Genomic DNA, 19,721 nt, shown 5'->3' on the forward strand with positions numbered 1-19,721 from the left:
AACTTTGGCAGTTTATGGCGATGTGAAAAATGCGGAGATAGAGAATTATTTGAAGAACAGCCCGAAGCCTAAGATATTGGCAACGTATGATTCTATGCCACGATTGAGTAGTCTTATCAAGGATAAGTCGGATTGGAGAGTGGTTGTAGATGAATATCAATATCTATTGATAGACAGCGGATTTAAGTCGGAAACCGAAATGTTTTTATTGGAAGTGTTGAAAGGCTTTCCGTTTGTCACTTATCTGTCTGCCACTCCTATTGCGGATAAGTATATGTTGGAAATGGATTGTTTCAAAGATGTGCCCTACAAAGTCTTAGAATGGAGCAAGGTAGAGCAACGGTTTGTAAAGAGGGTACAATCGAAGAATCCGATAAACAATGCTATTGAGATAGTAAGGAATTATCAGCAAGGTATATATGCTTCCGTTATTGTAAATGATAGAAAGGTAGAATCGAAAGAGTGTGTTATTTTCTTGAATAGTGTAGCCAACATTGTAAACATTATCAAGCACACAGGCTTACAGGCTGATGATGTGAATATAATAGTGGCTTCTACTGCTGAAAACGAATCGCTCGTAAAGAAGTTAGGTAAAGATTACGGGATAGGCTGTATTCCATTGAAGGGGGAACAACATAAGAAAGTTACATTTTGCACTTCTACCGCTTTTGCAGGATGTGACTTCTATTCCACTTGTGCATCCACATTCGTAATAAGCGACAACAGGAAAGTTCACACTTCTATTGATATTGCTACGGAACTGGCTCAAATAGCAGGTCGGCAAAGATTAGAGTGTAATCCGTTCAAGAACACCACTACTTTTATATATAATGTGGATGTCGGGGAGAATGATTCAAGTTCCTATAAAACAGCTTTAGAGTGCAAGTTGCAAAAGTCTGTCAAAAATGCCAATCATAAAAATAGCGTAACAGACAAGGATATAAGAGAGAGTTTTATAAAAGAAACGGTTGATTCTCAAAGATTGAACAAGTATAGTGATAGCTATGTATGGTATGATTCTGTCAATGACCGTTTTTCAGTAAATAGAATGGCTTATTTGAATGACCGATTTTCCTTTGATGTTCAAAGGGAAAACTATTTGAATGGCATTAAAGTCAAAAAGTAGTTGGAAGATAGCGGATTTTGTGTCAGTGAAAAAGAGGAACATTCCGATTACAGGGAACAATTAGAGTGTATCATCAAGAAAGAGGGATTTGCTGACAGGATGAAGCGTTATTGCGAGTATCGTAGTAAGAAAGAGAACTGCAAGTATTTCATTGCGGACACAATCATGGAGCGGCAATATGAGGACTTGAAAATTTATTATGATTCTTTGGGTAGTGAACGGATTAAGTCTTTGGGATATAAGGAAATAAATCTCAAAAATGAGATAAAGAACAAACAAGCGACTTATCGGCTCTTTAAGGAATTTAGAGATATATTTCCTGTTGGAAATAAGGAACTTACCGATGTCATAAAGTCAAGAATGGAAGAAGTGTATGCAAGGTATGGCATAAATCAGAAAGGGGTTGCAAGCCACTTGGAAAAGAGATTTGGCATCAAGATGAAACCTGTAAAAATTCCACTTTCTGACGGTTGCCGAAAAGGTGGCTTTGAGTTTATTTGAATAAATAAGAGGGCAGACCGTATAATACGGAATGCCCTCTAAATGTTTGTTGTGATTCATGTTTCTTTTATTTATGCAGGTTTGTTATTTCTGCGTAAAACAATTTTTTCTGAAAGAATAGCCTGAATGAGTTGGCTTCTTTCGTTACTTTGTGCGTCTGAAATAGATTGTTTCGAGTCTTTGTCAAGTTCACTAAGAACTTCCACTACTTCATTTAAGGAATAGCGTTTTATGCTCACATTCAATGCTTTCACATATTGTGTAAGCACAGCATATTTTGTTCCAAATGCCTTTCCTATTGCTTGAAACAATTTTGTTGCTTCATCCATAGAGCGAAACTTTGCATCTTCAAGAGGGGAAGCCATTGTTATGGCTGCCTTTTTCAAAGAAGATATATTATAGGACAAGCCAAAATAGGCTTGTGCCGTTGTTCCGCTCATTTTGTGTTCATTAGCAAATTGGAGAATCTGACTAAGAACATTATCTTTCGTGGTAGCTATGCCTAAACCAATCCATTCGTCTTTTTTAGGCATTTGTGAAATGGCAAAGGTTGTAGCCACACGAGAGTAGGCTTCTGCAACGGTATTGCACTCAACCATAACAGAACTGAAAGGTGCATCAAGTACACCAAACAAATTGATAGTATCGGATTTGTCAAGACTGACAAGAACCTCCCCGTCTAACTCTTGGGGTATCTCTACTCCGTTGTAGTCAAGCAGGGTGATATTTTCATCTCTGAACGGCTTAGTGCCTGTAAACGCAAAGAGTGCTGGCAGGATTTTATTCTTGTCAATGTTCTCTAAGATTTTACTCTTTGAGAAGTCTTTGCGCTTGATTGAAAACTCGGTAAATGCAGGGATAATATCCTTTTGTTCACCATTGATTGATATAGTAACAGCCGCAAACTTTACGACTTTACCATTAGCATTAAATTCTTTATCTTTCATCTTTCTATTTTTTTAGATTATTGAACAAAAACAAAAAACATTCAAACAACCTTTTTAAAATTTCAGATATGAGCAAAAAATTAATGCTGTTCATCTTCTTGTAGAAACTGCAAGACGCTTGCAGAGAAACAGAATCACAACATTTCAAAGACCGCTTTTAGTCTTTTCAGAAGACCAGTCAAGTAATCAGCTTGACAAATGCAAAGATACTGAATCTTAGGTGAAAACATTGTGGTTAGACCGTTAAATAAAATGCAAAAATATCTTTCAGCCAGCAAATATCAGTTAATTTCATGTGCTAAGTATTGAAGAAAGCCAAATAATCAGACTTGGTATAGAGTCTTAAATATGTATAGTAGGTTACTTTTATAAGTCCAACAGACATCAAAAGCCAATCAAAATGTAGTTTTATTGTTAAAATAAGCTAAGTTCACACCTTCCAACAACAAATGTATTTTCGCTGGTCTAACAGGATTTTGCAGTCCGAGTTATTGATGATACTCTCTTTCACTATGGGCGAGGAAATAATATCTTCCACTTCCTGCGTTACCACAATCGCTTCTCCGAAATACTTCCTGACGGTTTTGTACAAATATTTTATGTAATCCGCCATGTTCGCCGATGCAATCGCTTTCCACGCTTCTTCAATTAGTATTAACTTCCTTATTCCCTTTAACTTGCGCATCTTGTTTATAAAGGCTTCCATAATGATGATAGTCGTTATCGGGAATAAAATCTTGTGGTCTTTGATATTATCCAATTCAAAGACAATGAAGTGTTTATGCAGCAAATCCAGCTCCTTGTCGGAGTTCAGCAGGTAGTCGTACTCACCGCCACGATAGTACGGTTCAAGCACGTTCAGGAAATTGTCAATGTCAAAATCCTTTTCCCTGACGTTCTTCTGTTCAAGCTGTCGGCGGTAATCGTCCCGGACAAACTCGTAGAACGTGTTGAAGCAGGGCGTTACCGAACGGTCATTGCCTATCAGCTCGATATAGGCACTTACCGCATTGGACAACGCCACTTCTTCCGACCGCTTGGGGGCTTCATCGTCCCGCTTCCACAGGGTGAGTATAAGGGTCTTGATACTCTCTTTCTTCTCTATGTCAAATACACCGTCTTCGACATAGAACGGGTTGAACGCTATCGGGTTCTCGTTGGTGTAGGTGAAATAAATCCCGTCCTCGCCGTGCGTGCGGTTGTGGATAAGCTGGGACAGCCCCAAGTAACTGTTACCCGTATCGACCAGCAACACGTGCGCACCCTGCTCGTAATACTGGCGCACCATGTGGTTGGTGAAGAAAGACTTCCCGCTACCACTCGGCCCAAGTATAAACTTGTTGCGGTTGGTGGTGATGCCTTTCTTCATGGGCAGGTCTGATATGTCGATGTGCAGCGGGCGACCGCTTACCCTGTCCACCATTTTGATACCGAACGGCGAAAGCGAACTTTTGTAGTTCGTTTCTTCCACAAACAGGCAGAGAGCCTGCCCCAAGAACGTGTAGAAACTTTCCTCTGCCGGGAAGTCGGCTTCGTTGCCGGGTATGCCCGCCCAAAAGAGCGTGGGCGTATCGACCGTGTTGTGGCGTGGCTTGCACTCCATTAGTGCAAGCTGGCTTCCCACATCGTTGCGTATGCGTTTGAGTTCTTCCCGGTCATCGCTCCATGCCATGACGTTGCAGTGGCAACGTACCGAGATAAGCCCCTTGCTATGCGCTTCGTTCAGGTACTCGTCTATCCACTCCTTGTTCACTTGGTTGGCACGGGAGTAGCGGGAGAGCGATTGCATGTTCCGGGCGGTCTGCTCGAAGTTCTTCAGGTTTTCGGCGTGGTCGTCTATGAAGATGTACTGGTTATAGACGTGGTTACACGACAACAGCACGCCCACCGGGGCGGCAAAACTTAACCTGCAATCGCTTCTATCGGTGGACAGCTTTTCAAACCGTGTGTCCGTTCCGACCTTGCCGGGCAAATCTTCCACGTCCGAAAGCGTGTGCAGGCACAGTATATCGTCCCCGACACGCATTTCTTCCGGGTACAGCCCGATGTCTTTCAGGCAGGTGGTGTCGGTCTGCGATAGCGAGAAATATTTCTCGATGATGCCTGCCTTTCCGTCCTGCCCGGTGATTTCCGATGCCGCCAGCCGGGTAAGGGTGACAAAACCGCTGTCGTTCATAATCCTTTCAAACTGCCCGACCGCTTCGATGAACTTTGTTGCCGTTTCTCTGTCCGCTATCTCCTGCGGTACAATCCTGCCCCGGCAGAGGGTGGAGAAGTCGCTCTGTCGGCGGCTTCTTTCCCTTGTCGTTTTTGTCAGGAACAGGTAGCAGTAATGGTTCAGAAACGGGCGTTCATTGAAGTGCCGTTCAAAACTCCGGGACAGGAAACTAAGCTCGTCCCTTTCGGTGTCGGGCTGGTAGTTCTCTTTAATAAAGAAGTCCTGCTTGTGTACTATGGAGTAGTCGGGCAGCACCTTGATTGCCTTGTACCATGCCGAATGTATGGCTTCGTACTCGGCACTGGTGACGGTGAACAGTTCGGGCAGTTCCACCCGGAAAGCCACCGTGATGTCGGCATCCTTTGAAATTATGCAGCCGTTCTCCACCGCCAAAAGTGGAAATTTCCTTTCCAGCGTGGTAGCTTTTAATGTATTCCTCATGGTCTTTCTTCCTTTCTTCTTTTGTAGGTGAATAATCGGGGTATCGCCTTTCGGCTGATAATGAAGCGGGGGTGTCTTTTGCGGGCGGCTGCTTTCATCAGCCCGTGCGTGCCGTACCGGGCATTGAGCCGGAACGTCTGCCATACGAGCAGCAGCGAAGCCGACACGATGAAACCGATACATAGCCATTGGTTCACGCCTGCCATGAACAGGACGATGAACACCACGAAGACGGCGAGCAAGCCGCCGCAAAAGATGAAAAGGTACTGGCTTTTCAACCCCTTGAACTCCACCGGCTTTCCGATACCCCTGTTTACCGGATATTCAGACATAGCCGCTGGTTTATAGGAAGAACGACCGCAGGATAGTGGCGGCGACAATCAGGAAGATACACGCCCCGAACCAACTGGCGGCGGTCTTGCTGGTATCGGGGTCGCCGCTTGAAAATTTGTTATATACTTTTACCCCGCCAATCAAGCCGCAGACCGCCCCGATTGCGTACACCAATTTTGTTCCGGGGTCGAAATACCCTGTGATTAGGTTCGTGGCTTCGGTGATGCCCGCCTGCCCGTTGCCCTGTGCGTAGGCACTTACCGCAGCGGCAAGGATAGCCGCCGACAAAAAGATTCTCTTTCTCATTGTGATTTGTTTTTAATGCCGGGCGGCGGGTGGGAAGTCCGCCTTTCCCGGCTGGTGAATAATTTGAAATTTTAGTGGTCAGGGATAGTCCCGTTTGCTTGGTTTTCAGGTTGCCAATCAACCGTAGTCACGTTGCTTCATATTGTTATACTTTATTATATTATAGGAAGTCGTTCATGTCGAACGCTTCGTGTTCCTTGCTTGCAGATGGGGCAGCTTCGGTTGGAATAGTTGCAACCAATCCGGCTTCGTTCCGTTTGAGCAATTCCGCCACCTTTGCCAGTCCGCCGTTGATGTTCTCCACCACCGCATCGTAGAGGTTCGTCCCCTCAATGCTTGCCAGAGTCCCGGCGGCTTGCCGCTGTTCCGCTTCGGTGGGGTTATCGGCGTTTGCCGTGCGTACCGCTTTGCCCAGTTCGTCAAAGCTCACGCCCGTAGCCCGCCCGGTATCATCGTCACCGTCCATGTACCCGGCTATTTCCTCGTCCTCGTTGTCGGGTTCGTCATTCTCGTAACCGGGCGTTTCTTCCGCTTCGGGTGTTGTTTCCAAAAAGTTTTCTTCCGACTGTTCGCCAGCTTGCGGCGCAAAAATAGTATCATTTTCAACCGCTTGCGGGAGCTGTCCCGATTTGTCCTGCGCTGTCTCGATTAGTCCACCCTTGTATCGGCTTTCACCTATCAGCGTGTAGCTTGAAAACTCGTTTCGTGGGAGTGGCGCATCGTCCGTTTTGCCCGGTGATGTCCGTCTGTCCGTGTAGCGATACCACAGCCATAGGGCGATATAGTACACCAAAAGCCCGGTAAGTATGCAATGGATTACCATAGTCAGACAGGCTTTTGGAAGTGGCTTTCGTACAGGGTGTTTATCTCGTCTTGGTACTGCTCGAAGTGGCGCAGCAGGATGTTTTCCACGTAGCTGCTTACCGTCACCTTGCGCCCGCCTATCACCGTCACGATACGCATCAGCTTCTCGTGCGTGGTACGGCTCACGTACAAGGGCTGTCGGTCTGCCAGTTCCACTTTCTGAAAGTAGGTTTCCCGGTAGTCGCCCGTGCCGCCCTTGCGCTTGCGGTTTGTCGTTTTCTCCACCCGCACCGTTTCAGTCTGCCGTCCCTCATGGGCGGTTTCCGTTTCGCCGCCGGGCTGCGGTGCATCATCCGGCTGGTTCTCCCGCTTGGCGGGTACGCCCTGCGAGATAAGTTCTTTCATGAAATCCTCGTCTATCTTCGGCATACCGCCGCTTTGCTTTGCCATATCACTGTAATTTGATGTAATACACTATTTCCGTTATCAGTTCTTCCAAGTTGCTTCCCCTCACCAGCGGGCGGCTGGCGGGAAAGAGCGTGGAGCGGAACACTGCTTTCTTATCCGCTACCAGTTCCTTTTTGTAGCGTTTGGTATCGGGGATAAAGGTTTTCATCAGCGGTAGTTCCAGTTCCTTAATGGTCTTGTCATAGGCGGTGTAAAGGTCTGTTTTCTCCCGCCCGTCCACCATGTTCCAAAAGAGGTACAGCCCGGCAAGTCGGCAGGCTTCATTCTTTACCAATAGCTTTTGGATAGCCATTGCGAACGACAGGCTGCTTTCCAGCACCACCTTGTCGGCTGAAATGGGGGTGAAGATGTAGTCCATGCCTGCAAGGGAGTTTATCACGCCCTTGCTGTTCACCGTGCCGGGCAGGTCGAAAAACACTATATCCGGCACGTGTCCGGCAGCTACATATTCGTCAGCCGTGACTATCGCCTTTTCGGGTGAACTGCACAGCACCGGGTAGGCTTTCTTCTCCAGCAGGGTAAACTGTTCATACGCCATTCGCTTGTAATCTTCATCCGCCCCGACCTGCTCGGCATCCCGCTTGCGCATCCCGGCAATGGAGTGTTGGGGGTAGTCGCAATCGACCACCGCCACATCGTAGCCTTTGAGGTAATAGAGGTAACTCGCTGCCAGTACGGTAAAGGTGGTTTTGCCGACCCCGCCCTTTTGGGTGGAAAAGGCGACATAAAGGGGTGTTTTCTCGTTTTCCATATTGCTTTCATTCATTCTTTCTTTCCATATTGCAATCTTGAAATATTGAAAGACTGTTTTATTTCAATCTTGTTTTCCAGCTTTCATTCTTTCTTGGAATATTGAAATCCTGCAATCATGCTTTCAATCATTCTTTCCTGATTGGAATATTTCTTTCAATCTTGCTTTCAATCTTGAAATCCGATGCAAAAAAAGGGAGAAAAAACGTCCCCTGAAAACCTTGTCCCGTTTTGTCCTGCGCTGTCCCGATTTGTCCACCAACCACCTATTTTACAGCATTATAAATCACCGTTACTTTGCAGCGGAGTAACGAACCGCTGGGGGCAGAGGGGTAAAACAGGGCTGGTTAATGGCAGGGCTTACCGTTTCACGCTAACCCCAATCCGTCCGTGACGGATTTCGATTTTCGTCAGAAAATAGCAAGGTGTGTTTTGTATGCTACAAAACCGTTTTCCGTGCCTGAAAACGCCTTGCCCCTTGCGGGGGTAAAAATCACTCCGAAGTCGTAATTTTTTAATTCAAAGAAGTATGGAAACAAGAAAAACCAACAAGAGCGGTCGCCCCGCCCTCGCAGACCCGGCGAAGCACCGCCATGTCCTTTACCTGAACGACCGGGAGAACGCCCGCTTCCTCTCGCAGTGGGAGCAGTCGGGCGTTACGAGCAAGTCCCGTTTCATCGCCGCACGGTTGTTCGGCGAGCCGTTCCGGGTGGTGAAAGTGGACAAGTCGGCGGTCGAGTATTGCGCCCGGCTTACCGAATTTTATGCACAATTCAGAGCCGTGGCGGTCAATTACAACCAAATTGTAAAGGCGTTGCATAGCAATTTTTCAGAGAAAAAGGCACTGGCTTTTCTCTATAAATTGGAGAAAGCGACTACCGAACTGGCGATGTTGAACCGTCAGGTTATCGACCTGACAAACGAGTGCAAGGAACTATGGTTGCCAAAATAAGCACGGGCGGCAATATGTTCGGCGCACTGGCATACAACCAAAACAAGGTGGACAGCGAGGAAGCAAAAGTGCTTTTCTCCAACCGGATGCTGTTAAGCGAGGACGGGCGTTTCAGCATCGGCGAGTGTATGCGCAGCTTTGAAATGCAGATGCCCGTCCAGCTATCCACCAAGAAGCCGATACTTCATATTTCCATAAATCCGCACCCGGAAGATAAACTTTCGGACAGCCAGTTTTCCGACATCGCACGGGAGTATATGCAGAAGTTGGGTTATGGCGACCAGCCTTATTTGGTGTACAAGCATACCGACATCGACCGCCACCATATCCATATCGTAGGTTTGCGGGTGGACGAAAACGGCAGACCGCTGAACGACAAGTTCGAGCATCGGCGCAGCAAGCAGATAACCCGTGAACTGGAACAGAAATACGGGCTTCACCCGGCAGAGAAGAAAGCGAGGACGGAACGCCCGGAACTAAAAAAGGTGGACTACACCGCCGGGGACGTGAAGCATCAAATCGGTAACACCGTGAAAGCGGCTTGCTATGGCTACCGCTTCCAGTCCTTCGGGGAGTACAAGGCGTTGCTCGCCACCTATAATATATGTGCCGAGGAAGTCAAGGGAGAGATAAACGGTAAGCCTTATCAGGGCATAGTCTATTCTGCCATGAACGACAAAGGCGAAAAGGTGGGCAACCCGGTAAAGGCATCCCGCATCGGCAAGTCGGTGGGCTATGAAGCGGTGCAGCGCAGAATGGAGAAATCGGGCGAAGCAATCAAGAATGGGAAACTGAAAGAACGTACCCGGAAGATTGTAGCCGATGCCGTGAGGAATACCCGCAACTGCAAAGAACTGGAACAGCAGCTAAAGAAACAGGGCATTGACGTGGTATTCCGTCAGAACGACAACGGGCGCATCTATGGCGTTACGTTCATCGACCACGACAGCCGGGTGGTGCTGAACGGTTCACGATTGGGCAAAGAGTATTCGGCGAACGTGTTCAATGAACGCTTTTCGGGGGAAACCGAAAATATGCACCAGCCTGAAATGGCAACACTACGGCAGGAACAATCCACACATCAGGAACGGCCGGGCTTCACGCCGAAAGCCGACATCGTTTCGGGTATGGCATCCGTGCTGGGTGCTTTCGGCGGTTTGTTGGGCGGCGGTTCATCCGCTGGTGACGAGCCACAAGATACCACCAGTCAAAAGAGAAAGAAGAAGAAAAAGAAGCGCACAAGGCGCATCGACTAACTCAAAAAACATTACAATCATGCAACAAGAAGATGATTTGAGAGGACTTGCAAGGGTCATGGACTTTATGCGGGCTATCAGTATTCTATTCGTGGGAATAAACGTGTACTGGTTCTGTTACTCCACCCTGAAAGAGTGGGGAGTGACCTTTGAGGTGATAGACAAGATACTATGGAACTTCCAGCGCACCACCGGGCTGTTCTCGTCCATTCTTTGGACGAAACTTTTCTCCGTGGTGTTCCTCGCCCTGTCGTGCATCGGCACTAAGGGCGTGAAAGAGGAAAAGATAACATGGACGAAGATACATTGCAGCCTTGCGGTGGGTGTCGTGCTGTTCTTCCTGAACTGGTGGCTGCTGGAACTTCCCCTGCCACACACGGCAGGTACGGTGTTTTATATCGCCACGCTGTCGGTGGGCTATATCTGTATGCTCATGGCGGGTACATGGATGTCCCGGCTTTTGAAGAACAACCTCATGGAAGATGTCTTTAACATGGAAAATGAAAGTTTCCAACAAGAAACAAGGCTTATCGAGAACGAGTATTCCGTAAACCTGCCGACCCGGTTCTATTATAACAAGAAGTGGAATAATGGCTGGATAAATGTTGTAAACCCGTTCCGTGCCAGTCTTGTGCTGGGTACGCCGGGCAGCGGCAAGTCGTATGCCGTGGTAAACAGTTACATAAAAGTGCAAATCGAGAAAGGTTTTGCACTCTATTGTTATGACTACAAGTTTGTGTGACGTGGAAAGTTACGCCAGTAGCTGTCTGTCAATCGTTCATCGATAGAGCAGACCTATTGTTTCACCAATAGTAGCCTACGAGCAGGTGCGCTTGTACAAGGGTATCAAGCTGCTCGGACAAGGTAGCCCTCCCGAAAGGGTAAGAACGAACTGTGAGGGAAGTTCAAAGGTCGCAAGCATTATGCGGTCGGGGAGCTTGGCTCGGAAGGTATGGTCAACGCAAGTGAATTGCTAATAAACGTCGTTAAGTCGAACAAGCCTACTAATGCTATCAGGCTTGAACCAAAAGGTAAAATGGCTGGTTGTCCCTGTGAATTTTGGGGACACGTGAACAATAGAGCCATCGGCGAAGAGGCAAGACCTAACCCATTCCCGGTACTGGTGTAAAACACGGTAAGCCCATATATCTCCCGTACGGGTAGGAGAACCGCAAGGTAATCTGACGGATATGTGGGTAAAGGAGAATCGGAGAAAGCGAATGCCATCCCGTAATCGGGTGGATAGGGATTGAGCCGAAACCATGAATTGTTTTTGACAACATTATCCTACGTGAAAACGAGCAGACTTCCGGTATGGTGACGTTTTACAAGATAACTTTTAGAACTTATGAAAGAAGAAAAGCAAATGTACGAAAACAAAAAATCGTGTGCGTCTTCTGACCGCAATGGTCGGACTTGGGAAAGCATAGCCTGGAACAAGTGCGAGCAGGCAGTCAATAAGCTGCAAGTGCGTATTGTAAAAGCTCAGAAAGCAGGTAAGTTCGGCAAGGTAAAAGCCTTGCAATGGACACTTACCCACTCGTTTTATGCCAAAGCATTGGCAGTCAAGCGAGTTACTTCCAATAATGGAAAGAAGACTTCAGGGGTTGATAAAATTCTTTGGTCAACTCCGCAATCGAAGTTCAAAGCCATTGTGACACTAAGAAGAAGAGGCTACAAACCTCAACCGTTAAAAAGAGTAAACATCAAGAAAAGTAATGGCAAACTTCGCCCGTTGGGAATACCGACAATGAAAGACAGAGCCATGCAAGCACTTTATCTGATGGCACTGGAACCAGTGTCTGAAACTACAGCAGACAACTATTCCTTTGGTTTCAGGAAAGACCGCAGCACAGCAGACGCTATGGCTCGTTGCCATTCGCTTCTGTCCAAGAAAACATCTGCCCGATGGATATTGGAGGGAGATATTAAAGGTTGTTTCGACCACATAAGCCACGAATGGTTGATGAAGAATATCCCTATGGATAAATCCATCTTACAAAAATGGCTGAAATGTGGATACGTATATAACAGAGAACTTTTCTCGACAGAAGAAGGTACACCGCAAGGAGGTATCATATCACCAACACTTGCCAATATGACGCTTGATGGTTTACAGAACCTATTGGAAACTCATTTCCCGTGGGAACGAGTATCAGGAAAATCAGGATGGTACTGTCCGAAAGTTAGATTGGTGCGTTATGCAGACGACTTCATTATAACAGGTGATACTAAAGAAATATTGGAACATAGAGTAAAACCTTTGGTAGCTGATTTCCTCGCAGAAAGAGGACTGACACTATCCGAAGAGAAAACTAAAATTACACACATAACGGATGGTTTCGATTTTCTTGGTTTCAATGTACGGAAATTTGGAGATACCCTGCTGACACAACCTTCTAAAGATAGGACAAAACGAATGTTGAGCAAAGTCAAAGATGAAATCAAACGATTTCGTGGCGATGCTCAACATGAACTGATTATGCGATTGAACCCGATACTTAATGGATGGGCTAACTATTACAAATATAGTGCAGCCTCAAATGTCTTTCGTAAGACAGATTATCAAATCTATAAGAAGTTATGGCGGTGGGCACTCCGCAGGCATGGTAACAAATGCAAAGGGTGGATTAAGAACCGCTATTTCCATAGAATTGATGGTCGTGACTGGGTATTTGCAGTCAAAAGGAAGAACGAAAAGCATGAGGAATATTTTATTCCAATCACTATTCTGTTTAATACGAAGATTGAAAGATACCCCCAACTGAAATGTGATGTCAATCCTTTTGACCCTGAATGGAAGCAATACCTTGAAAAAAGGAGAACTGCCAAAATGAGAATGAGTTTGAAAGGTAAGAAGTCACTTATCTCAATGTGGGAAAGACAAAATCGAAACTGCGTGTTATGCGGACAGCCGATAACAGCAGAAACCTCATGGCACACCATGAGCCAGCAGAAGAATGGGAAAAAACACCTTTGCTTAGTTCATGATGGCTGTTATCAAAGTGTTACACATAAAAAGAAGAAGTAAGTATGAGCGTATTTCTATTTAAAAAGGAATATTGTTTGCTTGAGCCGTGTGAGGGGAAACTTTCACGCACGGTTCTTAGGGGGGAAAGCACCCGCAAGGGTGCTGACCTACCCGACCCCGACCTTTCGGAAATCGCTTACAATCATCTGCTTAACCACTTGGACGGGTACAAGGTGAAGCCGAAATTCTATATTATCAATTTTGACGACCCCCGCAAGAGCCACCGATGTAACCCGATAAACGCCAGCTTCATGTCGGACATTGCGGATGCCTATGAAGCCAGCTACACGATTATGCTCAATTTGAACCGCAGTTGGATAAGTAAGCAGGGCGACTTTTTCGTGGAAAGCCCGATTATCCTTTTGGCGGCTATAATTTGGTATCTCCGTATTTATCAAGGCGGTAAATATTGCACGTTCCCCCATGCCATAGAACTGCTGAACAAGAAATACGCCGATGTGTTCACGATTTTGCGCAGCTATCCCGAACTGGAAAATTACCTTTCCCCGTTCGTGGATGCTTGGGAATCTGATGCTAACGAACAGTTGCAGGGGCAGATTGCCAGTGCGAAAATCCCGCTTTCAAGGATGATAAGTCCGGCACTCTATTGGGTAATGACGGGCGATGATTTTTCATTAGACATTAATAACCCGGCAGAGCCTAAAATACTGGTTGTCGGCAACAATCCCGACCGTCAGAACATCTATTCGGCGGCACTGGGATTGTATAACAGTAGAATAGTGAAGCTGATAAACAAGAAAGGTCAGCTTAAAAGTTCGGTGATAATAGATGAGTTACCGACCATATACTTTCGTGGGCTTGATAACCTGATAGCCACCGCTCGAAGCAACAAGGTGGCGGTTCTGCTGGGCTTTCAGGATTACAGCCAGCTTACCCGTGACTACGGGGACAAGGAAAGCAAAGTAGTGCGCCCATAAGGGCATATAATAATTATCTCTATGGCAAGAGATTAGGCAAGTGTTCTTTGAAATGACCTATCACCGCTGACTTATCTGAAAGAGAAATCGGACAGGGAGTGTAGCACGTCAGCAAAGCCATAAGTCGGTAAAGTTACCAAACCGCGACTGAATGGTGGGTGAAAAGACAGATACGAGGATAAAATCCATACTGATTGAATGATAGTCCGAGTGGTTAGAGCCTTAAACTATGACGTCAAGGTAACTATAATCGTCATACTACAATCCCTATTTCCATATTACTTGGGGAAATATGGCAGGAACTGGTTGCAGCACAACGTTATAAACGTAAAGGGCGGAAGTCATATCCGACAATCTGTCGAGCTATGTTATTATATGTCTAAATGGGGATTACCTAAATCGGAAAGCCGAGGAAAACGGCTATGAGGTGCAGACCTCTGAATATCCGACATGGTAACGGAGCCGCCGTAGTAGTCCGAGCAAGGGAAAGCCTTGTACATGGCAAAGGGCGGCAGTTGGTTCTTTTAATACAATTAACGGAAAATGTGAAGAGACATTATGAGACATCCAGAAAGAGTATTAAACAATCTATCGAAACACAGCAATCATCCGGACTACAAGTTCGAGCGGTTGTACAGGATTTTGTTTAATGAAGAAATGTATTACCGGGCTTATCAGAAATTGTCAAAAAAGCAAGGCAATACGACTAAAGGTTCTGACGGAAAAAGCATTGACGGAACGAGCCTGAAAGAAATCAAGCAACTGATAGAAGAACTGAAAAAGGAAAACTATCAGCCTATGCCTGCAAGAAGAACGTATATTCCCAAAAAGAACGGGAAGATGCGTCCGCTCGGCATACCTGCTTTCAGAGATAAATTGGTGCAGGAAGTTATGAAAATGGTGCTCGAAGCTATCTATGAGAATAGTTTCAGCTACATGTCTCATGGCTTCAGACCTGATAAAAGCTGTCATACCGCACTGAAATATCTGCAAGACAATTTCATCGGGGCAAAATGGTTCATCGAAGGAGACATCAAAGGATTTTTCGACAACATTGACCACAATGTAATGGTCGGCATACTCAAAGAGCGCATAGAAGACGACCGTTTCATACGCCTTGTGAGAAAGTTTCTGAACGCAGGATATTTGGAGAACTGGGTATTCCACCGCAATTATAGCGGCACTCCGCAAGGAGGGATTATAAGCCCCATACTGGCAAACATATACTTGGACAAACTTGACAAGTATATGGAGGAATACATCAAAAAGTTTGACAACGGGAAGAAAAGGCGCAGGAATCCTGAACACCGCAAACTTGAAGGACGCAAGAGGACTGTCATCAAGAAACTTGAAAAGGAGACAGACATGGGGAATATCCTCATGCTGCAAAATGAGATTAAGGAAATAGAAAAGAGACGAGTACAAATACCCGCTGCGGACAGTATGGACAGCAATTACAGACGCTTGAAATATGTCCGTTATGCAGATGATTTCCTGATAGGAGTGATTGGCTCAAAAGAGGACAGTCAAAGGATAAAGGCTGACATCAAGGAATATCTTGAATCAAAGCTGAAACTTGAACTGTCCGATGAAAAGACACTCATTACGCATGGAAATCAGTCTGCCAAATTCTTGGGATTCGATGTGTGCATACGAAAAACAAACGATGCCAAGAGAGATAAAAACGGAGTATTGAAACGTTTTTACGGGAACAAAGTCGTCTTGAAAGTGACTACTGCAACTATGCAGAAGAAACTTCTTGCACTTGATGCCGTCAAGATTAACAAAGCTAATGGCAAAGAGGTGTGGAAAGGTATTCCGAGAGGTTATCTTTCAGTCAATGACGACCTTGAAATATTGGATAAATATAATTCCGAGATACGAGGTTTCTACAACTATTACTCAATCGCAAACAACAGTAACGTTCTTAACTCGTTTTATACTATCATGAAACAGAGCATGATTAAAACTTTCGGACAGAAATACCGAATAAAAGGTAAAAAACTGAGGGAAAAGTTGCGTGTCGGAAAGGAAATCGGTGTACGCTTCAAAGACAATAAAGGAAACGAGAGGACAAGAATTTTCTATCATGACGGTTTCAAGCGCAAGAAGGACGGATGTCAGATTGCAAATTTCGATGAACTACCCAAGTCGAAATATACATTTGTACGAACCAGTCTTATAGACAGGTTAAGTGCGTGTGTATGTGAATACTGTGGGGCTACCGAAAATCTTGAAATGCATCATGTGCGTAAGCTCAAAGACTTGAAAAAGAAAAGCTCATGGGCAAAGTTCATGATTGCACGTAGAAGAAAAACGATAGCAGTATGTCATAATTGCCATAAACTGATACACAATGGTAAATTATAGATTGACAGAAACAATGGAAAGCCGGATACATCGAAAGGTGTACGTCCGGTTTGGGGGCGAGTATCCGGAAACCCGTCATAGAAATATGAAAATGGGCGTCGGTTACTTAGTCTACATCCAAAATACTGTGGGTAACGTGTTTAGCGGTCAGGTAGTCGGTGAAACGGCGAAAATCCTTTCCGAACGCTTCGGAAAGGTGTTGCAGAAACGGCAGAGCATGACGATAAACCAGCGGGAGAAATCCACCTCGATAAGTACCCAAATGGACAGCCTGATACCTGCCAGCAAAATATCCAACCTCACGCAAGGCATGTTCGTGGGGGCGGTAGCGGACAACTTCGATGAACGGATAGAGCAGAAGATTTTCCACTGTGAAATCGTGGTGGACAATGAAAAGGTGAAGCGGGAAACCGCCCGTTACGTGAAGCTGCCGCAGATTATCGACTTCACCGACAAGGAAGGCAACGACCGGATGCAGGAGGAGATACAAGCCAATTACGACCGCATCCGTCAGGAAGTCCGGCAGATTGTCGAGGACGAGATAACCCGGATTAAGAACGACCCGGAATTATGCCATTTGATTAAAGATGGTGAAGATAGCACATATGATGGTGGGTAGGAAATGTTATTTTTTAATATATGGAATAATGCACGTAAAATATATGTTGATAATTTCGAGTATAGCATTAAACTTGCTATATTTGTAGCGTTTAAGTAATAATGAATATGAGTTAGCAATGAAATTGAATAAAATAAAAGAGGTTTTGGACAGGAAAGGAATATCTCAAACTTGGTTAGCAAAGCAGTTAGGGAAGAGTTTTAGTACTGTAAATGCTTATTCTTCTAATAGAGTTCAACCCCCATTGGAAACTTTATTCGAAATTGCCAAAATACTACAAGTTAATATTCAGGAATTAATTAATGCAGAAGATAAATGCTAGAAATAGAGAATATAAGTCATGTTTACAAAGGATTAATGACCCGAAGTCGTGCTTTTGCATCTTTTAAAGAAAAAGGAGAACTTGATGTCATATTAGCCGATATAACTCAATATATATCAGTTGGAGAATGTATTTTAGACCCTATGAGTGGTTATGGAGGAGGTATGCGATTTTGGGGGAGAAATGGTTTTAAAACAATGAATATTGAGTTAAATCCACCAGCTTATTATTGGCAATTATTAAAGAATCCGAGCAACACTAATACTATTCAATTATATATCAATAATTTGCTAAATCGGATTAACGAACTGCCTAAAATAGAACAGAGTGTTTCTATTTCTGATAGTTTCTTTACAAAAGCATCAATAGACTTTATATCAAAATTATACAATACAATATATGATATAGCCAATAATGATAAAGAATTGTCTATCGCAATTTTTCTTCCTTTTGTATCTCGTTTTGCTCATTATCAAAGAAGTAGCACAAATATTACTCATTTCAAAGAAGGAGGTTTATGCTCTTATGTTAATTGGAAATTAGATTTTGTAAAGTATTTGGAGGCTTTGGGTGTTTTATTAAAGGAAGAAATTAAACAATACACGGAATTTATACATACAAATGTATTATCAGATATAATGAATGTTAGTCTTGATAATAAATATTCTTACTTTGTCACATCACCTCCATATCCTAACTATAGGGATTATTCTAAACTATTTAGGATAGAAAATTGGATTCTTGATAATATTATAAATAAGAATCAGTATGACTTTCAGAGAATGATAGGTTCAAATAATGTAAGTGGTAAAAGTTATGGTGAAATAGAATCTCCTATTGCTAATACTTTTTTATTGGAGTTACTGGATAAAGCAAAGAAAATGCCTAAGAAATCAAAAAATGACATAATTGTATATTATCATCCTTATTTCTGTCAGTATTTTTATAATATTCAAGAAGCATATAAAAAAATAGATACATTGTTAACAGAAAAAGCTATGGGTTATATAGTTGTAAATGATAATATAACTCGTGACATTCCCATTCCTGTAGGTGCTTCTATTTGTGATATCTTTACAGATATGGGTTACCAAATAGAAGAAATTAATACTTCTCATATTAGTCATTATGGCAATATAGGTAAAGCAGCTAAAAGAATAAATTCACATCATATAAGACATATTCTAAAGGTATGGAAATAGTAAGAAAGACAAAAAAAGGAATATATCTTAGAAGACATCCTAAATTTGGGACTCTTATTTTCTCCCCGTTTTCAGGATTATTCTTGGCTGTTGCTGATAATTTTTCTGAGGATGTTGAAAGATACTGTAATAATAAGACTAATAATTTACCAGAGAAAATTATTAATCATTTGAATATCGGTAATGAAAAATATAAATGTGCTTCTTTTGATGTAGAAAATTGGTTGCCATCAAAAGAACATTTTTCGGATATAGATGAACTGCCTGATGGACAGCCAATAGTATTGAATTGGTTAATATCAAATAAATGTAATTGTAATTGTACATATTGTTATGCAGGTGACGTAATTGATAAAGAGTTCGCAAAAGTCGATGTAATCAAGATAGCCAAGGAACTTCTTGATATGAATCCTTTGGCGATTGTATTATCTGGAGGTGAGCCGTTATTGGAAAAAGCCAAATTGAAAGATGTGCTTAATACAATTGGAAATAGAACGGGAATTATGCTTGATACCAATGGTTTGATTTATCAACAAGATATTGTTCCTTTGTTAAAAAAATACAATGTTGTTGTTAGAATCTCTCTTGATTCTCTTTTGAATAGTGTTAATTCAAGAATTCGTCCTCAAAAAGATAAAAAGGATAATGAATTAGGGGTTCAAACGATTGTTAAAAATATTCAGTTGTATAAAGAGGCGGGTATTCCTATATTAGTACATACCGTTCTTTCAACAATGAATAAAAAACATATTGAAGATTTATCAATACAATTACCATTATTGAATGTAAATGGTTGGAGAATTTTCACTATTGTCCGTCCTAATGATGATGCAAAGAAAGATTCATTTGATAAATTAATGAAATATGGAAAAGTCAAGACAATTGAGGAAGCTGAAAGAAATATTCAAAAAGAAATGACATATTTTGAACGAAAATTTAAATCAGAATCTCATTTCCATGTACAAATATTGCCGGGTTCTACCACAAAACATAATTCTGTAATTTTAGTAATGCCTGATGGTAAATTAATGACAGAAGGAATGTTTAAGTCTGCAAAAACAATAATAGAGAAAGAGTCTCTATTTAAAAAAGTTGATTTAAGGTCGCATTATGAACGCTATTTTGGATTAATTTAAA

At 43.5% G+C, this 19,721-nt stretch carries 15 protein-coding genes and 4 pseudogenes; 12 read left to right on the top strand and 7 right to left on the bottom strand.

What is annotated here, in order from left to right:
- The first annotated feature begins 4 nt into the window (after positions 1-4).
- Positions 5-1,126: a hypothetical protein gene (locus tag DW121_RS15815; RefSeq protein WP_233555777.1), complete on the top strand. Its 1,122-nt coding sequence runs from the start codon at positions 5-7 to the stop codon at positions 1,124-1,126.
- Positions 1,127-1,627 carry a hypothetical protein gene (locus DW121_RS15820; RefSeq protein WP_233555778.1) on the top strand — a complete coding sequence of 167 codons (501 nt, stop codon included), beginning with the start codon at positions 1,127-1,129 and terminating at the stop codon, positions 1,625-1,627.
- A 71-nt stretch (positions 1,628-1,698) separates the two neighbouring features.
- Here the strand turns inward: DW121_RS15820 and DW121_RS05750 are convergent, their stop codons facing one another.
- The 7 genes and pseudogenes from DW121_RS05750 to DW121_RS05780 form a co-directional block, all read right to left on the bottom strand.
- Positions 1,699-2,574: a hypothetical protein gene (locus DW121_RS05750; RefSeq protein ID WP_118323244.1), complete on the bottom strand. Its 876-nt coding sequence runs from the start codon at positions 2,572-2,574 to the stop codon at positions 1,699-1,701.
- 448 nt (positions 2,575-3,022) lie between these two features.
- Positions 3,023-5,233: pseudogene (locus DW121_RS05755) on the bottom strand (TraG family conjugative transposon ATPase); the annotation flags it as partial.
- Positions 5,230-5,565: a DUF4133 domain-containing protein gene (locus DW121_RS05760; protein WP_118323245.1), complete on the bottom strand. Its 336-nt coding sequence runs from the start codon at positions 5,563-5,565 to the stop codon at positions 5,230-5,232. The gene DW121_RS05760 and the pseudogene DW121_RS05755, both read right to left, overlap by 4 nt.
- A gap of 10 nt (positions 5,566-5,575) precedes the next feature.
- Complete coding sequence (locus DW121_RS05765; protein ID WP_100263229.1) at positions 5,576-5,872, bottom strand: DUF4134 domain-containing protein; 297 nt, start codon at positions 5,870-5,872, stop codon at positions 5,576-5,578.
- Between the two features lie 160 nt (positions 5,873-6,032).
- Complete coding sequence (locus tag DW121_RS05770; RefSeq protein ID WP_118323246.1) at positions 6,033-6,695, bottom strand: hypothetical protein; 663 nt, start codon at positions 6,693-6,695, stop codon at positions 6,033-6,035.
- A gap of 2 nt (positions 6,696-6,697) precedes the next feature.
- Complete coding sequence (locus DW121_RS05775) at positions 6,698-7,126, bottom strand: DUF3408 domain-containing protein (protein WP_118323247.1); 429 nt, start codon at positions 7,124-7,126, stop codon at positions 6,698-6,700.
- A gap of 1 nt (position 7,127) precedes the next feature.
- Positions 7,128-7,910, bottom strand: a complete 783-nt coding sequence (locus DW121_RS05780; RefSeq protein ID WP_118323248.1) for a ParA family protein — start codon at positions 7,908-7,910, stop codon at positions 7,128-7,130.
- Positions 7,911-8,423: 513 nt separating this feature from the next.
- Here DW121_RS05780 and mobA point away from each other — a divergent pair.
- From mobA to DW121_RS05840, 10 genes and pseudogenes are all read left to right on the top strand, one after another.
- Complete coding sequence (gene mobA / locus DW121_RS05790; RefSeq protein WP_118323249.1) at positions 8,424-8,846, top strand: conjugal transfer protein MobA; 423 nt, start codon at positions 8,424-8,426, stop codon at positions 8,844-8,846.
- Positions 8,831-10,102 carry a conjugal transfer protein MobB gene (gene mobB / locus DW121_RS05795; protein WP_118323250.1) on the top strand — a complete coding sequence of 424 codons (1,272 nt, stop codon included), beginning with the start codon at positions 8,831-8,833 and terminating at the stop codon, positions 10,100-10,102. The genes mobA and mobB overlap by 16 nt, the downstream gene beginning before the upstream one ends.
- A gap of 19 nt (positions 10,103-10,121) precedes the next feature.
- Positions 10,122-10,838: pseudogene (locus DW121_RS05800) on the top strand (YWFCY domain-containing protein); the annotation flags it as partial.
- Between the two features lie 630 nt (positions 10,839-11,468).
- Entirely contained in the window at positions 11,469-13,133 is a 1,665-nt protein-coding gene (ltrA, locus tag DW121_RS05810; RefSeq protein ID WP_187120011.1) for a group II intron reverse transcriptase/maturase, read from the top strand.
- 104 nt (positions 13,134-13,237) lie between these two features.
- Positions 13,238-14,065: pseudogene (locus tag DW121_RS05815) on the top strand (TraM recognition domain-containing protein); the annotation flags it as partial.
- A 564-nt stretch (positions 14,066-14,629) separates the two neighbouring features.
- The gene (locus DW121_RS05820) at positions 14,630-16,441 is read left to right on the top strand and encodes a reverse transcriptase/maturase family protein (RefSeq protein ID WP_187120010.1); all 1,812 of its coding nucleotides are present in this window, start codon (positions 14,630-14,632) and stop codon (positions 16,439-16,441) included.
- A 115-nt stretch (positions 16,442-16,556) separates the two neighbouring features.
- A pseudogene (locus tag DW121_RS05825) lies at positions 16,557-17,060 on the top strand (conjugal transfer protein TraG); the annotation flags it as partial.
- Between the two features lie 118 nt (positions 17,061-17,178).
- Positions 17,179-17,382 (top strand): helix-turn-helix transcriptional regulator, encoded by a 204-nt coding sequence (locus tag DW121_RS05830; protein ID WP_118323253.1) that lies wholly within the window; start codon positions 17,179-17,181, stop codon positions 17,380-17,382.
- On the top strand, positions 17,376-18,584 hold the full coding sequence (locus tag DW121_RS05835) for a hypothetical protein (RefSeq protein WP_118323254.1): 1,209 nt from the start codon (positions 17,376-17,378) through the stop codon (positions 18,582-18,584). Before DW121_RS05830 ends, DW121_RS05835 begins: the two co-directional genes overlap by 7 nt.
- The gene (locus tag DW121_RS05840) at positions 18,575-19,720 is read left to right on the top strand and encodes a radical SAM protein (RefSeq protein WP_118323255.1); all 1,146 of its coding nucleotides are present in this window, start codon (positions 18,575-18,577) and stop codon (positions 19,718-19,720) included. The genes DW121_RS05835 and DW121_RS05840 overlap by 10 nt, the downstream gene beginning before the upstream one ends.
- The last annotated feature ends 1 nt before the right edge of the window (position 19,721 follow it).

Origin of the sequence: Bacteroides sp. AM10-21B (assembly GCF_003472565.1) — a bacterium.
GTDB classification, from domain to species: Bacteria; Bacteroidota; Bacteroidia; order Bacteroidales; family Bacteroidaceae; genus Bacteroides; species Bacteroides propionicigenes.

Excerpts from the sequence above, each read along its gene's own strand:
- DW121_RS05750 (WP_118323244.1), bottom strand. The coding sequence starts at position 2,574 with ATGAAAGATAAAGAATTTAATGCTAATGGTAAAGTCGTAAAGTTTGCG.
- DW121_RS05760 (WP_118323245.1), bottom strand. The coding sequence starts at position 5,565 with ATGTCTGAATATCCGGTAAACAGGGGTATCGGAAAGCCGGTGGAGTTC.
- DW121_RS05765 (WP_100263229.1), bottom strand. The coding sequence starts at position 5,872 with ATGAGAAAGAGAATCTTTTTGTCGGCGGCTATCCTTGCCGCTGCGGTA.
- DW121_RS05770 (WP_118323246.1), bottom strand. The coding sequence starts at position 6,695 with ATGGTAATCCATTGCATACTTACCGGGCTTTTGGTGTACTATATCGCC.
- DW121_RS05775 (WP_118323247.1), bottom strand. The coding sequence starts at position 7,126 with ATGGCAAAGCAAAGCGGCGGTATGCCGAAGATAGACGAGGATTTCATG.
- DW121_RS05780 (WP_118323248.1), bottom strand. The coding sequence starts at position 7,910 with ATGAATGAAAGCAATATGGAAAACGAGAAAACACCCCTTTATGTCGCC.
- mobA (WP_118323249.1), top strand. The coding sequence starts at position 8,424 with ATGGAAACAAGAAAAACCAACAAGAGCGGTCGCCCCGCCCTCGCAGAC.
- mobB (WP_118323250.1), top strand. The coding sequence starts at position 8,831 with ATGGTTGCCAAAATAAGCACGGGCGGCAATATGTTCGGCGCACTGGCA.
- ltrA (WP_187120011.1), top strand. The coding sequence starts at position 11,469 with ATGTACGAAAACAAAAAATCGTGTGCGTCTTCTGACCGCAATGGTCGG.
- DW121_RS05820 (WP_187120010.1), top strand. The coding sequence starts at position 14,630 with ATGAGACATCCAGAAAGAGTATTAAACAATCTATCGAAACACAGCAAT.
- DW121_RS05830 (WP_118323253.1), top strand. The coding sequence starts at position 17,179 with ATGAAATTGAATAAAATAAAAGAGGTTTTGGACAGGAAAGGAATATCT.
- DW121_RS05835 (WP_118323254.1), top strand. The coding sequence starts at position 17,376 with ATGCTAGAAATAGAGAATATAAGTCATGTTTACAAAGGATTAATGACC.
- DW121_RS05840 (WP_118323255.1), top strand. The coding sequence starts at position 18,575 with ATGGAAATAGTAAGAAAGACAAAAAAAGGAATATATCTTAGAAGACAT.